Consider the following 13,061-nt stretch of genomic DNA (forward strand, 5'->3'; position numbering starts at 1 on the left):
GCTCCGCCGTGTGCGCGCGACCGGCCCCCACCGACCCGCAGCTTCATCACCGCTCGGCCGGCGGAGCGCTCGCACGGAGGTCGCCGCGCGAGACACATGACCAGGTACGGCACCGGAGGCAATAGGGTGGAGGGCGCCTGAAGCCCTCCCTCCGCCCGCCTCCGGGCCGGGGAGGCAGCCCGTTCGCTCCGCCGTGCACAGGCGGTGCCGCGCCGAGGAGTCAACTGCCGTGTCGGACCCGAGCCGCCCCCGCGCCTCCCTCCGTACCGCCGTGGTCTGGGACGTCCTTCAGGACGCCCTCGACCGCCGGGTCAAGGCCACGGGGCGGGACGCGCTGGACGTCCTGGACACCGGAGGCGGCAGCGGCAACTTCGCGGTGCCCGTCGCCCGCCTCGGGCACCGCGTCACCGTCGTCGACCCGAGTCCGAACGCGCTGTTCGCGCTGGAGCGCCGCGCCGCCGAGGCCGGTGTCGCCGACCGTGTGCAGGGCGTCCAGGGCGACGCCCACGGCCTCTTCGACGTGGTCGGGCGCGGCGGCTACGACGCGGTGCTGTGCCACGGCGTCCTGGAGTACGTGGACGACCCCGCCGAGGGCGTCCGCACCGTGGTGGCCGCGCTGCGCCCCGAGGGCGTCCTGAGCCTGCTCGCCGCCGGGCTCGGCGGTGCCGTGATCGCGCGCGCCCTCGCCGGCCACTTCACGGAGGCCCGGCAGGCCCTCGACGACCCGAACGGCCGCTGGGGCGCCGCCGATCCCGTCCCGCACCGCTTCACCGCCGACCAGCTCGCCGCGTTCGTCGAGGGCGCGGGGCTCCACGTCGGCGCCGTGCACGGGGTGCGGGTCTTCGCCGACCTGGTGCCCGGAGTGCTCGTGGACACCGAACCCGGCGCCCTGGACGCGCTGCTGAAGCTGGAGGCCGCGGCGGCCGAGCTCCCGGCGTTCCACTCCGTGGCCACGCAGCTTCATGTGCTCGGCGAGACGCGAGGGGCCGGTGAGGCGTGAGCGGCCTCCCGTGCCGGACCCCCTGATCAGGGGCTCGGCCGCACATGGAGTACGCCACAGGCCCCCCGATCGGGGGCCCGGCGCCGTATGATCGAGGGAGACCGCCCGGCATGACGGGAGGGTCGCTGGGGAATGGAAGCTTCAGCGAGCCGGAACGGCCTTGTCGGATTCCGGTTGGTCAATTGGCGTAGAGGGGCGGGTTTCACGGGGGCGATTCCCTGCCTATCCTGAAGGGACCCCCCGGGTCGCCCCGGCGACTGCACGATGAGGAGGACTCCGTGCCGCTCTCGGAGCACGAGCAGCGAATGCTCGAGCAGATGGAGCGAGCGCTGTACGCCGAAGATCCCAAGTTCGCGACAGCGCTTGAGGGAAGCGGGCTGCGCACGTACACCCGGAGACGGGTCTACCAGGCGATGGCCGGCTTCCTCGTGGGTATTGCGCTCCTCATGACAGGAATGGTCGCCAAGCAGATTTGGGTCAGCGTGATGGGGTTCCTCGTCATGCTGGGCTGTGCGGTGCTCGTCGTGACCGGCTGGCGCAAAGCCCCCAAGCCTGGCGAACAGCCCGCCGCGGGCGCACCGCACGCCCGCCGTCAGGGACGGCAGCGGCGCTCGGTGATGGATCGTATCGAGCAGCGCTGGCAGCGCCGCCGCGACGAGCAACAGGGCCAGTAGCGGCACCCGGCCCGCAGCGCACACGGCGCTCCTCAAGACACGAGTGAGGGGGTGACCACCGAACCGGTGGTCACCCCCTCACCTGTGCCCTGCTTCTCCCTCGCAGTGCCCCTCAGCCCTGCTGGTCGGACGGCTTGCGCAGGTTCGGCCGCAGCGCCGCCGCCCGCGTCGTCACCGACGTCCACCAGGCCGACAGCGCCCACACCACCCGGACGGTCGAGCGCGGGGCGACCAGTGCGCGCAGCTCCGCGGAGCGGTCGGCCGTGTCCCGGAACCCGACGATCACCCGCCGGGCGTCCTTCGCGAGCCCCGCCGCCAACTGCGGCCGAGGCGCGTACAGGACCTGCTCCACGGCATCCGCCACCCGATGCACCGAGGCGGCGGACGGCGGGTCGAGCTGCCCGAGCCGCACGATCCGGGCGGCCGCCTTGCGCGGGGTCAGCGAATCGTCGGGCGAGATCCCGAAGTCCCAGGCCGTATCGGTCACTTCCTCCCACACCGCCAGCGTGTGGATCGCCGCCTCCGCCTCGCCACGACCGTGTGCTCCCAGCCGTACCGAACGCATCCGGGTCCGCCACAGCAGCGGCGAGAACAGGAGCGCCAGCAGCAGGAGCACGCCCAGGCTGATCAGCACCACCTCCACGAGCCACGAGGGACCGTTCGAGTCGTCGCCCGCCACGATCGCCGGGGCCTGGCTCGCGCAGCCCTCCAGCTTCTGCATCTGGGCCGTGCAGCTCGCGCTCGTCGAAGGGGCCGCGGAGGGCGCCGCGCTCGTCGCCGCCGAGGAGCCGGCCGGGTCCGGGATGTCGCTGCCGGGCGTGGTCGACTGGGTGTACGACGGCACCGAGCCCCGGTTGGGGGTCGGCTCGAAGCGGGTCCAGCCCACGCCCTCGAAGTACAGTTCCGGCCAGGCGTGCGCGTCCTTCAGGCCCACCGACACCGTGCCGTTCGCCTCCGGGGTGCCCGGCGCGAAGCCCACCGCGACCCGGGCCGGAATGCCCAGGGTGCGGGCCATCGCCGCCATCGCGAAGGAGAAGTGGACGCAGAAGCCCTGCTTGTCCTTCAGGAACTTGGCGATCGCGTCGCGGCCGGTGCCGACGTCCACCTGGGTGTCGTACTGGAAGCCGCCGCTCACCGCGAAGTAGTCCTGGAGCTTGACCGCCTGCTCGTAGTGACTGGTCGAGCCCGCGGTGACCGTGCGGGCGGTGTCGGCCACTACCGCGGGCAGCGACTTCGGCACCTCGGTGTACTGCTTCCTCAGGTTCGCCGACGGCTCCGGCGCCGTGGCCAACTGCTCCGCGGTCGGCTGCACATCGAGGCTGTTGACCGTGTAGGTCACCCCGCGGGTGTTCTGGCCGTGATCGCCCACGACGGTCATGCCCACGGGCTCGTAGCGCCAACTGCCGTCGATCTTCACGCCGCTGGGCGGGTACGGCATCGGCAGCCAGTCCTGGGCGTACCAGTCAGCGGCCGAGATCCGGGTCTGGATCACCGAGCGCTTGATGTCGGCGCCGAGGCCGGTCGGGGTGGGGAACGTGCCCGGCACACCCTCGATGTGCCGCTGGGACGGCTTCCAGGTGGTGCCGTCGAAGTCGTCCAGGGACACGATCCGCAGATACATGTCCGAGCTGTCGTTCGTGCTGGTCCGCAGGGACAGGACCTGGCGGTTCTCGTCCACGTTCAGGCTGTCGCGGAGCGAGACCAGCGGGTTGACCGCGGAGATCGTGCCGCCGCCCCCGGTGCCCGCGCCCACGCCGGTCCCGGCGGTGTCCAGCAGGCCGCCCGAGATGGTGGGCAGCGGCAGCAGGGCGATGGCCATCGCGACCGCGCCGATCCGCCGCCCGGTACGGACCGGGGCGAGCGGTCCCGAGGACTCCGGGCCCGAGGTGGTGCGGGGCGCCCCGCCGAAGACCCGGCCCCACTGGGCGAGCCGGTCCCGGCCCTCGGCCAGCAGCAGCATCAGATAGCCGGAGGACGCGAGCAGGAACCACAGCCAGCCGTAACCGCTCTCCGACAGTCCGGCGGCCACCGAGTACAGCGCGAGCAGCGGCAGTCCGGCCGGGGCCGCGCTGCGGAAGGTGACCGCGAGCGTGTCCACCGCGAGGCCGATCACCAGGACACCGCCGATGAGCATCAGCCGGATGCCGTCGTGCAGCGGTGCCGGGATCGCGTACCGGGAGACGTCGTCGGAGCCCTGTTGCAGCAGATCGCCGAAGTGCCGGAAGGCCTCGGGGCCCGGGACGATCCAGGCGAGGGCCTGCGCGTGCGCGAAGACCAGGGTCAGCATCAGCAGCGTGACCAGGGCCTGCGCCGCGACGGTCAGCGGCCGGGCCAGGGGGACCCGCCGGGTCGCCGCACCCACCCCGGTCTGGATCGCCAGCATGAAGGCGGCCTGGACGATCCAGGTCGCCGGGGAGACCAGGGGCAGCAGCGCGCAGGACGCCAGCAGTGTGGCCACCCAGGCGCAGATCGCCAGTCGTGCCCGCCCGCTCATGCCCATCCCTTCCCGAGGCCGGTCGCGGTGATGCCGTTGCGCTCCCGGTCCGCCTGTTGCCACAGGTCCGTCAGGGACGCGCCGCGCGGCACGCCCACGGCGGTCCAGCCCGCGTCGCGCAGCATCCGCAGCCGCTCCTCCTGCTCGTCCCCGGGACCGGAGACGTCGGTCGACTCACGCACCCAGCCGTCGGCGTCCAGCACGAAGGCGAGAGCGCCCCCGCTGCGCTGGCGCATCCGGGCGACGATGGCCGCCTGTTCCTCGTCGAGGTCGCCGAAGAAGGCCACCAGAAGTCCTTCGTTCCCGCCGCGCAGGACGTCGTAGGCCCGGGACAGGCCCGCGCCGTCCGAGTGGTCGATCACCGCGAGGGTGTCCATCATCAGCCCGGCCGCGTCCGCCGACTCCTGGCTCGCGCCCGCGAACCCGTCGGCGTCCTGGCCGGGCACCGAATTGCCGGTGTCGCTCAACAGCCGTACGGAGAAGCCCCGTTCCAGCATGTGCACCAGGACGGAGGCGGCGCCCGAGACGGCCCACTCGAAGGCCGAGTCCGGGCCCTGGCCCGCGAAGGCGATGCCCCGGGTGTCGAGGAGCACCGTGCAGCGGGCGCGCTGGGGCTGCTCCTCGCGGCGCACCATCAGCTCGCCGTAGCGCGCGGTGGAGCGCCAGTGCACACGGCGCAGATCGTCGCCGTAGCGGTACCCGCGCGGGATCACGTCGTCCTCGCCCGCCAGGGCCAGCGAGCGGTTGCGGCCGTCGCCGTAGCCCTTGGCCTCGCCGCTGAGGCGGACCGGGGGGAGGGCCTCCACGCGCGGGATGACCGTCAGGGTGTCGAAGGTCGAGAAGGAGCGGGTCAGTTCGCACATCCCGAAGGGGTCCGTCAGACGGAGCTGGAGCGGGCCCAGGGGATAGCGGCCGCGCAGGTCGGAGCGGACCCGGTAGGACACCTCGCGCCGGCCGCCCGCCTCGACCCGGTCCAGGACGAAGCGGGGGCGCGGGCCGAGCACGTACGGCACCCGGTCCTGGAGCATCAGCAGGCCCGTGGGCAGCCGCGAGACGTTGTCCATCCGCAGATGGACGCGGGCCTCGCTGCCGGCGGGCACGCGCGCGGGGGAGAGCCGACGGCTGCCGGCCACCCGGTAGCGGGTGCGGTAGAGCACCGTCGCGCAGAGCAGGGGCAGCACGGCCAGCAGGAGTCCGACCTGGAGCAGATCGCTCTGACCCAGGACGTACGCGCAGACCGCGGCGGCGATACCGGCGGCCAGGAACGAGCGTCCCCGGGTGGTCAGCCCGGCCAGGGCCGTACGGACACCGCCCTTCTCGTCCCGGTCGGTCTCCGCCTCCCCGGGGGGCATCACAGCCTCCGGGGAGGCTGCTGGCCGTACCCCCCGAGACCCAGGCCGCTCTGCGGGGACGGCGCCGCGGGCACGGGGGTGCGCTGGAGGATCTCCTGGACGACCTGCTCCGCCGTACGACGGTTCAGCTGGGCCTGGGCGGTGGGCAGCAGGCGGTGCGCCAGGACCGCCACCGCGAGCGCCTGGATGTCGTCCGGCAGCGCGTACTCGCGGCCGCTGAGGGCGGCGGAGGCCTTCGCCGCGCGCAGCAGGTGCAGCGTCGCGCGCGGGGAGGCGCCGAGTCTGAGGTCGGCGTGGTTGCGCGTGGCGGAGACCAGCTCCACCGCGTATCGGCGCACCGGGTCGGCGACATGGACGCCGCGGACCGCCTCGACCAGCTTGACGATGTCGTGCGCGTGCGCCACGGGCTGGAGGTCGTCCAGCGGGCTCGCCCCGCCGTGGATGTCCAGCATCTGAAGCTCGGCCTCCGCGCTGGGATAGCCCATGGAGACCCGGGCCATGAAGCGGTCGCGCTGGGCCTCGGGCAGCGGATAGGTGCCCTCCATCTCGACCGGGTTCTGCGTGGCGACCACCATGAAGGGGCTGGGCAGCTCGTAGGTCTGGCCGTCGATGGTGACCTGGCGCTCCTCCATGGACTCCAGGAGCGCGGACTGGGTCTTCGGCGAGGCGCGGTTGATCTCGTCGCCGATCACGATCTGCGCGAAGATGGCGCCCGGTTTGAACTCGAAGTCCCGCTGCTGCTGGTCCCAGATGGACACACCGGTGATGTCCGAGGGCAGCAGGTCGGGCGTGAACTGGATTCGCCGCACCGAGCAGTCGATCGACCGCGCCAGCGCCTTGGCCAGCATTGTCTTGCCCACACCCGGAACGTCCTCGATCAGAAGATGTCCCTCGGCGAGCAGCACGGTCAGCGAAAGCCGTACGACCTCGGGCTTGCCCTCGATCACTCCTTCCACCGAACTGCGGACTCGCTCCACAGTGGCGGTCAGATCTGTAAGGCTCGCTCGATCGTCATAGGTCGTCACCCGGCCCTCCTCGGCCCGTTCTTTCCATGGGCCGACGCGTGTGATGCGGACCGGCCCACCCCGAAACACGGACACCGCGCGGAAAAAGTTCCGCGCGACGCCACACCCGCATTCTTGTTGCCGTTACCGGTTCGTGTCACTCGCCTGTGGACAACTGCCTTCGCTTTGTCGGGTCTTATGACCTTTTGGGCGGTCCCAGTGCTGAGCTTTTCGAAATTTTCGGGGCGGGCGGGCGCGTCAGGCGGGGTCGATCTCGCGCAGCAGACCCGACTTCACGTCGAAGACGAAGCCGCGCACGTCATCAGTGTGCAGCAGGAACGGTGAGGTGCGCACACGCTGCATGGACTGCCGTACGTCCTGCTCGACGTCCCGGAAGGCCTCCACCGCCCAGGCGGGGCGCTGGCCGACCTCCATCTCCAGGTCGTGCCGGAACTCCTCGGTGAGGGACTCCAGGCCGCAGCCTGTGTGGTGGATGAGCACGACGCTGCGGGTGCCGAGCGCGCGCTGGCTGATGGTGAGGGAGCGGATCACGTCGTCGGTGACCACGCCGCCCGCGTTGCGGATGGTGTGGCAGTCGCCGAGTTGGAGGCCGAGCGCCTTGTGCAGGTCGAGGCGGGCGTCCATGCAGGCCACCACGGCCACCTGGAGGACGGGGTGGGCGTCCATCCCGGGATCGGTGAAGGCGGCGGCATACTGCGCGTTGGCGTCGACAAGGCGGTCCGTCACGGTCCCGCCGTGAGCTATGGCGCCTTCGGACTCTGTGGGTACGGATGCGGAGGTCGTCATATCTATGACGGTACTGGTCACCGGCGGTGCGGTCTCGGTGCGGGAGGGGAAAAAGAGCGTCATCGCGTCCTCTTGTGAGGTAACCCACACGGGTGGCGGGGGTGCACCCGTGTGGGTGATTCTTCCCGTTTTGAGGCTTCGCACGCACCCGGGCCCGCGACGCGCAGGCCGGTTGATTGACCGTGAGACAGCGTGGACTAAAGTTGCGCGAAGCGGGAGGCGAGGCTCTCCCTGCTGGACTTTTCCCGGAGAATCCGGCGATTTTCCGGATTCTCCCCACGTGCGCGGCGCGTACGTACGGCTCGGCCTCCTCCCGCTCCCGGTCGGCTGACGCTTCCGGTGCCGGCAGGCCTCCCCTTCTCTGGGGTCCCCCAGCGGAGCTGAGGGAGGGCGGGGACCCGGCGGTGCGTACGGCCCGTGCCGGACCTGAGAGGGCCCCTTGAGCCAGAGTCGACACGTCCCGGTGATGCTCCAGCGGTGCCTGGACCTGTTGGCCCCCGCGCTGGAGCGCCCGGGAGCGGTGGTCGTCGACTGCACCCTCGGGCTCGGCGGGCACAGCGAGGCCCTGCTGACCCGGTTCCCCGAGGCCCGCCTCGTCGCCCTGGACCGCGACAAGGAGGCCCTGCGCCTCTCCGGCGAGCGCCTCGCCCCCTTCGGCGACCGCGCCACCCTCGTGCACGCCGTCTACGACGAACTGCCCGAGGTACTGGAGCGGCTCGGCCTCGCGCGCGTGGAGGGCGTTCTGTTCGACCTCGGCGTCTCCTCCATGCAGTTGGACGAGGCCGACCGCGGCTTCGCCTACGCCCAGGACGCGCCCCTGGACATGCGCATGGACCAGACGACCGGCATCAGCGCCGCCGAGGTCCTCAACACCTACGCGCCCGGTGAACTCGTCCGCATCCTGCGGGCGTACGGCGAGGAGAAGCAGGCCAAGCGGATCGTGTCCGCGGTCGTCCGCGAGCGCGACAAGGAGCCGTTCGGCAACAGCGCGCGGCTCGTCGAGCTGATCCGCGACTCGCTGCCCCAGGCCGCCAAGCGCACCGGCGGCAACCCGGCCAAGCGCACCTTCCAGGCGCTGCGCATCGAGGTCAACGGCGAACTGTCCGTCCTGGAGAGCGCGATCCCCGCCGCCGTGAAGTCCCTTGCCGTGGGCGGCCGGATCGCCGTCCTGTCGTACCACTCGCTCGAAGACCGCCTGGTGAAGCAGGTGTTCGCGGCCGGCGCCGCCAACACCGCGCCTCCTGGGCTGCCGGTCGTGCCCGAGCAGTACCAGCCCCGGCTCAAGCTCCTGACGCGCGGTGCCGAACTTCCCACCGAGGAAGAGGTCGCCGAGAACCGGCGGGCGGCACCCGCGCGGCTGCGGGGGGCCGAGCGCATCAGGGAGGACATCGGGTGAATACGTACCAAGTCGGTGCGGGGTGTTGGGGTGCGGGGTGCGTGAGTGAGTAGGAAACCCGAACTGAGGGGCAGGGCCGCCCGACTCGCGCGGCTCTTTCCGACCGGGCCCGCGCAGACCGGCGGGATCCACGCGGCCCGGACCCCGTTCGTCCTCCTTGTCGTGCTCCTCCTCGGCGGTGGCCTGATCGGACTGCTCGTGCTGAACTCCGCGCTCAGCGAAGGGCAGTTCAAACTGGACGACCTCCAGAAGCAGACGAAGAGCCTCACCGACGAGGAGCAAGCGCTCCAGCGCGACGTGGACGCCTACTCCGCACCCGACGCCCTCCAGCGCCGGGCCCACGAGTTGGGCATGGTGCCCGGGGGAGACCCCGCCTTCCTCGACCCCAACGGCACGGTGAAGGGTGTCCCGGAGCAGGCCACCGCCGAGAAGACCCTGAGCACACCGGCTGTGCTCGCCCCCGAGGCGCTCATCAGCAGGCCGAGCGCGAGTCCGAGCCCGACCCCCGCACCCGGCGCGGCGGCCCCCGTGGCCTCGCCCGCCGCGACCACGCCCCGAGCCGCTCAGCCCGTACAGCCCGCGCAGTCCTCCACAGCCCGGACCTCCACCGCGCAGACCTCGACAGTCCAGTCCTCCACCCCGACAACACCCGGCAGGTGACGGAAGTGTCCGACAGGGAACCGCCGCGCCGCCGAGTGCCCGGACCGGCCAGGCCCGAACGGCCCGATGCCCGGCGCCGCCCCGGGCCCGGCGCCCGCCCGGCCCGCCGCCCGGCACCGGCCCCTCCCGCCGCTCGCCCGGCGGGCCCGAACTCCCTCCGCCTCGGCAGCCCCCGCCCCCGCCTGCGCATGATCAGCCTCGCGCTGACCCTCGTCCTGATCGCGTTCGTCGTACGGCTGCTCCAGGTGCAGGCCGTCGACGCGAGCGCGTACGCCGCCAAGGCCGCGCAGAACCGGTACGTCGACTACGTCCTGGCTGCCGAGCGCGGTGAGATCACCGACCGTTCCGGGGTGGCCCTCGCGACCAGCGTGGACGCGTACACGATCACCGCCGACCCGACGCTGTTCACGCGCAAGCAGCTGAAGATCGACGACGGGCCGGAACAGGCGGCCGCCCTCCTCGCCCCGATCCTCGGTGTGGACCAGGCCTCCCTCGTCAAGAAGCTCAGGCCGGCGAACAAGAACCTGCGCTACGTAGTGCTCGCCAACCGGCAGACCCCGCAGGTCTGGAAGCAGATCAAGGACCTGAAGAGCGCGCTCAACACCAAGGCCTCGACCGACCCGGCCACGGTCAACGTCCTGGCCGGTGTCCTCGCCGTCCCCACCACCAAGCGCGTGTACCCGAACGGCGATCTCGCCGCCGGGATACTGGGCTGGGTCAACGCCGACGGCAAGGGCGGCGGCGGGGTCGAGCAGCAGCTCGACAAGGACCTGACCGGCAAGGACGGCAAGGTCCGCTATGCCCAGTCCGGCGGTCTCCAGGTGCCCACCGCGGGCTCCACGGAGACGCCTGCGGTGCCCGGTGCCGACGTGGAGCTGACGATCGACCGTGACATCCAGTGGGCCGCGCAGAACGCCATCGCCGAGCAGGTGAAGAAGTCCAAGGCGGACCGCGGGTACGTGATAGTGCAGGACACCCGCACCGGCGAGATCCTCGCCATGGCCAACGCGCCCGGCTTCGACCCGAACGACCTCTCGCAGGCCAGCGCGGCCTCCCTGGGCAACGCGGCCGTCCAGGACGCCTACGAGCCCGGTTCCACCGCCAAGGTCATGACGATGGCCGCCGTACTCCAGGAGAACGCGGCCACCCCGCTGACGCATGTCGTCGTGCCGAACCGGCTGCACCGGGGCGACCGGCTCTTCCAGGACGACGTCGACCACGCGACCTGGAACCTGACGCTCAACGGTGTGCTCGCGAAGTCCAGCAACATCGGGACCATCGAGGCGGCCGGCCAGCTCGGCAAGACCCAGCCCGAGGCCAACCAGGTCCTGTACTCGTATCTGCGCAAGTTCGGCATCGGCAGTTACAGCGGGCTCAACTTCCCCGGCGAGACGAAGGGCATCCTCGCGCCCGCCGCCAAGTGGTCGACCTCGCAGCAGTACACGATTCCCTTCGGCCAGGGCATGTCCCTCAACGCGCTCCAGGCGGCCTCCGTCTACTCGACGGTCGCCAACGGCGGAGTCCGCGTCGAACCCACCCTGGTGCGCGGCACGAAGGGGCCCGACGGCCGCTTCACGCCCGCGGCGACGCCCAAGAAGACCCGGGTCATCAGTGCGAAGACGGCGAAGACCCTCGCCCAGATGCTGGAGTCCGTGGTGGACGACGAGCAGGGCACGGGCGGTAAGGCCGCGATTCCGGGGTACCGGGTCGCGGGCAAGACCGGCACCGCCAACCGCGTGGATCCCGCCACCGGCAAGTACAAGGGCTACACCTCGTCGTTCGCCGGGTTCGCGCCCGCCGACAACCCCCGCATCACCGTCTACTGCGCGATCCAGAACGCCACCAGCGGAAGCTACTTCGGCGGTCAGATCTGCGGACCGATCTACAAGCAGGTGATGGAGTTCGCCCTCAAGACCCTCCAGGTCCCGCCCACCGGGGCGAAGGCCGCGAATCTGCCCGTGACCTTCACGCCCTGATCAGCGCAACAGCCAGGAACCGATCCGTGACCATGATCACCTCCCAGTCCGGGAACCAGGCCCAGCAGGACAGCGGGCCCCGCCCCTCGCTTCGCTCCCCGGAGGGTGCGCCCGGTACGCTCACCGCCGTGCCATCCGCCGATCAGTCCCAACCCCCTCAGAAGGGCGCATCCGTGACATATCCGGGGCCGCCCAGGCCGGCGCAGCTCTCCGCCACACCCCTCGCGGAACTCGCCGACCAAGTGGGCGCCGCCGGGCCGACGACCGCCGCCGACGTCACGGGCATCACCCATGACTCGCGCGCCGTCCGCCCCGGCGACCTGTACGCCGCGCTGCCCGGCGCCCGTCTGCACGGCGCCGACTTCGTCGGCCAGGCGGCCGGCCTCGGTGCCGTCGCCGTCCTGACGGACCCGGCCGGTGCCGACCGCGCGGCGGCAACGGGCCTGCCGGTGCTGGTCGTAGCCGATCCGCGCGGCCAGATGGGCGAGTTGGCGGCCACGATCTACGGTCATCCCGGCCGCGATCTGCTCCAGATCGGCATCACCGGCACCTCCGGCAAGACCACCACCGCGTACCTCGTGGAGGGCGGCCTGAGGACGGTCCGGTCCACCGGTCTGATCGGCACGGTCGAGACACGCATCGGCGACGAGCGCATGAAGTCGGAGCGCACGACCCCCGAAGCCACCGATCTCCAGGCCCTGTTCGCGGTCATGCTCGAGCGCGGGGTCGACGCGGTCGCCATGGAGGTCTCCAGCCACGCGCTGGTCCTCGGCCGGGTCGACGCCTGCATCTTCGACATCGCGGTCTTCACCAACCTCAGCCCGGAACACATGGAGTTCCACTCGGGCATGGAGGACTACTTCCAGGCCAAGGCACAGTTGTTCACGCCGCTGCGCAGCCGGCAGGGAGTGGTCAACCTCGACGACGAGTACGGCCGCAGGCTCGCCGCCGAGGCCACGATCCCCGTGGTCACCTACTCCGCCGAAGGCCACCCGGACGCCGACTGGCGTGCCCAGGACGTCGAGATCGGCCCCATGGACTCGACGTTCACCGCGGTCGGCCCCAAAGGCGAGCTGATCACCGCGAGATCGCCGCTGGCCGGTTCCTTCAACGTGGCCAACACCCTCGCCGCGATCGCCGCGTTGGCCACCGCGGGCCTCGACCCGCAGCTCGCCGCCGACGGCATCGCCGCGGTGCCGGGCGTGCCGGGGCGCCTGGAGCGCGTGGACGCCGGGCAGCCGTATCTCGCGGTCGTCGACTACGCCCACAAGACGGACGCCGTCGAATCGGTTCTGCGCGCGCTGCGCAAGGTCACCGAGGGCAAGGTGCACGTCGTGCTCGGCTGCGGCGGAGACCGGGACAAGACGAAACGTGAGCCCATGGGTGCCGCCGTGGCCCGGCTCGCCGACACCGCCGTACTGACATCGGACAACCCCCGCTCCGAGGACCCCCTCGCGATCCTCGCGGCCATGCTCCAGGGCGCCGCGTCCGTGCCCGCGCACGAGCGGGGCGAGGTCCAGGTCTTCGAGGACCGGGCCGCCGCCATCGCCGCCGCGGTCGCCCGCGCACAGCCGGGGGACACCGTGCTGGTCGCGGGAAAGGGCCACGAGCAGGGCCAGGACATCGCCGGAGTGGTCCGTCCCTTCGACGACCGCCAGGTGCTCCGCGAAGCTATCCAGAAGACCCAGGGATGAACTT

The 13,061-nt window shown here is 71.7% G+C and carries 10 protein-coding genes; 6 read left to right on the top strand and 4 right to left on the bottom strand.

Annotated features, from left to right (window positions below):
* Positions 1-229: 229 nt before the first annotated feature.
* Together ACIRRY_RS10535 and ACIRRY_RS10540 are read left to right on the top strand one after the other, a co-directional pair.
* Positions 230-1,000, top strand: coding sequence for a methyltransferase (locus ACIRRY_RS10535; RefSeq protein WP_403970339.1), 771 nt, complete (start codon positions 230-232; stop codon positions 998-1,000).
* Between the two features lie 278 nt (positions 1,001-1,278).
* A complete protein-coding gene (locus tag ACIRRY_RS10540) occupies positions 1,279-1,674 on the top strand; it encodes a DUF3040 domain-containing protein (protein ID WP_200681676.1) in 396 nt (131 codons plus the stop codon).
* A gap of 112 nt (positions 1,675-1,786) precedes the next feature.
* Here ACIRRY_RS10540 and ACIRRY_RS10545 read toward each other — a convergent pair whose 3' ends face one another.
* From ACIRRY_RS10545 to ACIRRY_RS10560, 4 genes are all read right to left on the bottom strand, one after another.
* Positions 1,787-4,168: a DUF3488 and DUF4129 domain-containing transglutaminase family protein gene (locus ACIRRY_RS10545; RefSeq protein ID WP_403970343.1), complete on the bottom strand. Its 2,382-nt coding sequence runs from the start codon at positions 4,166-4,168 to the stop codon at positions 1,787-1,789.
* The gene (locus tag ACIRRY_RS10550) at positions 4,165-5,520 is read right to left on the bottom strand and encodes a DUF58 domain-containing protein (RefSeq protein WP_403970344.1); all 1,356 of its coding nucleotides are present in this window, start codon (positions 5,518-5,520) and stop codon (positions 4,165-4,167) included. The genes ACIRRY_RS10545 and ACIRRY_RS10550 overlap by 4 nt, the downstream gene beginning before the upstream one ends.
* Positions 5,520-6,545, bottom strand: coding sequence for an AAA family ATPase (locus ACIRRY_RS10555; protein ID WP_403970346.1), 1,026 nt, complete (start codon positions 6,543-6,545; stop codon positions 5,520-5,522). The genes ACIRRY_RS10550 and ACIRRY_RS10555 overlap by 1 nt, the downstream gene beginning before the upstream one ends.
* 237 nt (positions 6,546-6,782) lie before the next feature.
* Positions 6,783-7,331: a carbonic anhydrase gene (locus ACIRRY_RS10560; RefSeq protein WP_019067763.1), complete on the bottom strand. Its 549-nt coding sequence runs from the start codon at positions 7,329-7,331 to the stop codon at positions 6,783-6,785.
* Between the two features lie 439 nt (positions 7,332-7,770).
* Here ACIRRY_RS10560 and rsmH point away from each other — a divergent pair, with 439 nt between their 5' ends.
* The 4 genes from rsmH (at position 7,771) to ACIRRY_RS10580 (ending at position 13,057) form a co-directional block, all read left to right on the top strand.
* Entirely contained in the window at positions 7,771-8,727 is a 957-nt protein-coding gene (gene rsmH / locus ACIRRY_RS10565) for a 16S rRNA (cytosine(1402)-N(4))-methyltransferase RsmH (protein WP_200681681.1), read from the top strand.
* A gap of 45 nt (positions 8,728-8,772) precedes the next feature.
* Complete coding sequence (locus ACIRRY_RS10570) at positions 8,773-9,387, top strand: septum formation initiator family protein (RefSeq protein ID WP_403970350.1); 615 nt, start codon at positions 8,773-8,775, stop codon at positions 9,385-9,387.
* A 5-nt stretch (positions 9,388-9,392) separates the two neighbouring features.
* Entirely contained in the window at positions 9,393-11,363 is a 1,971-nt protein-coding gene (locus ACIRRY_RS10575; RefSeq protein WP_403970352.1) for a peptidoglycan D,D-transpeptidase FtsI family protein, read from the top strand.
* Between the two features lie 173 nt (positions 11,364-11,536).
* On the top strand, positions 11,537-13,057 hold the full coding sequence (locus ACIRRY_RS10580) for a UDP-N-acetylmuramoyl-L-alanyl-D-glutamate--2,6-diaminopimelate ligase (protein ID WP_403970887.1): 1,521 nt from the start codon (positions 11,537-11,539) through the stop codon (positions 13,055-13,057).
* Positions 13,058-13,061 lie beyond the last annotated feature (4 nt).

The sequence above is a fragment of the Streptomyces sp. NPDC101776 genome (assembly GCF_044766845.1).
Classification (GTDB): domain Bacteria; phylum Actinomycetota; class Actinomycetes; order Streptomycetales; family Streptomycetaceae; genus Streptomyces.

Excerpts from the sequence above, each read along its gene's own strand:
- ACIRRY_RS10545 (WP_403970343.1), bottom strand. The coding sequence starts at position 4,168 with ATGAGCGGGCGGGCACGACTGGCGATCTGCGCCTGGGTGGCCACACTG.
- ACIRRY_RS10560 (WP_019067763.1), bottom strand. The coding sequence starts at position 7,331 with ATGACGACCTCCGCATCCGTACCCACAGAGTCCGAAGGCGCCATAGCT.
- ACIRRY_RS10550 (WP_403970344.1), bottom strand. The coding sequence starts at position 5,520 with ATGCCCCCCGGGGAGGCGGAGACCGACCGGGACGAGAAGGGCGGTGTC.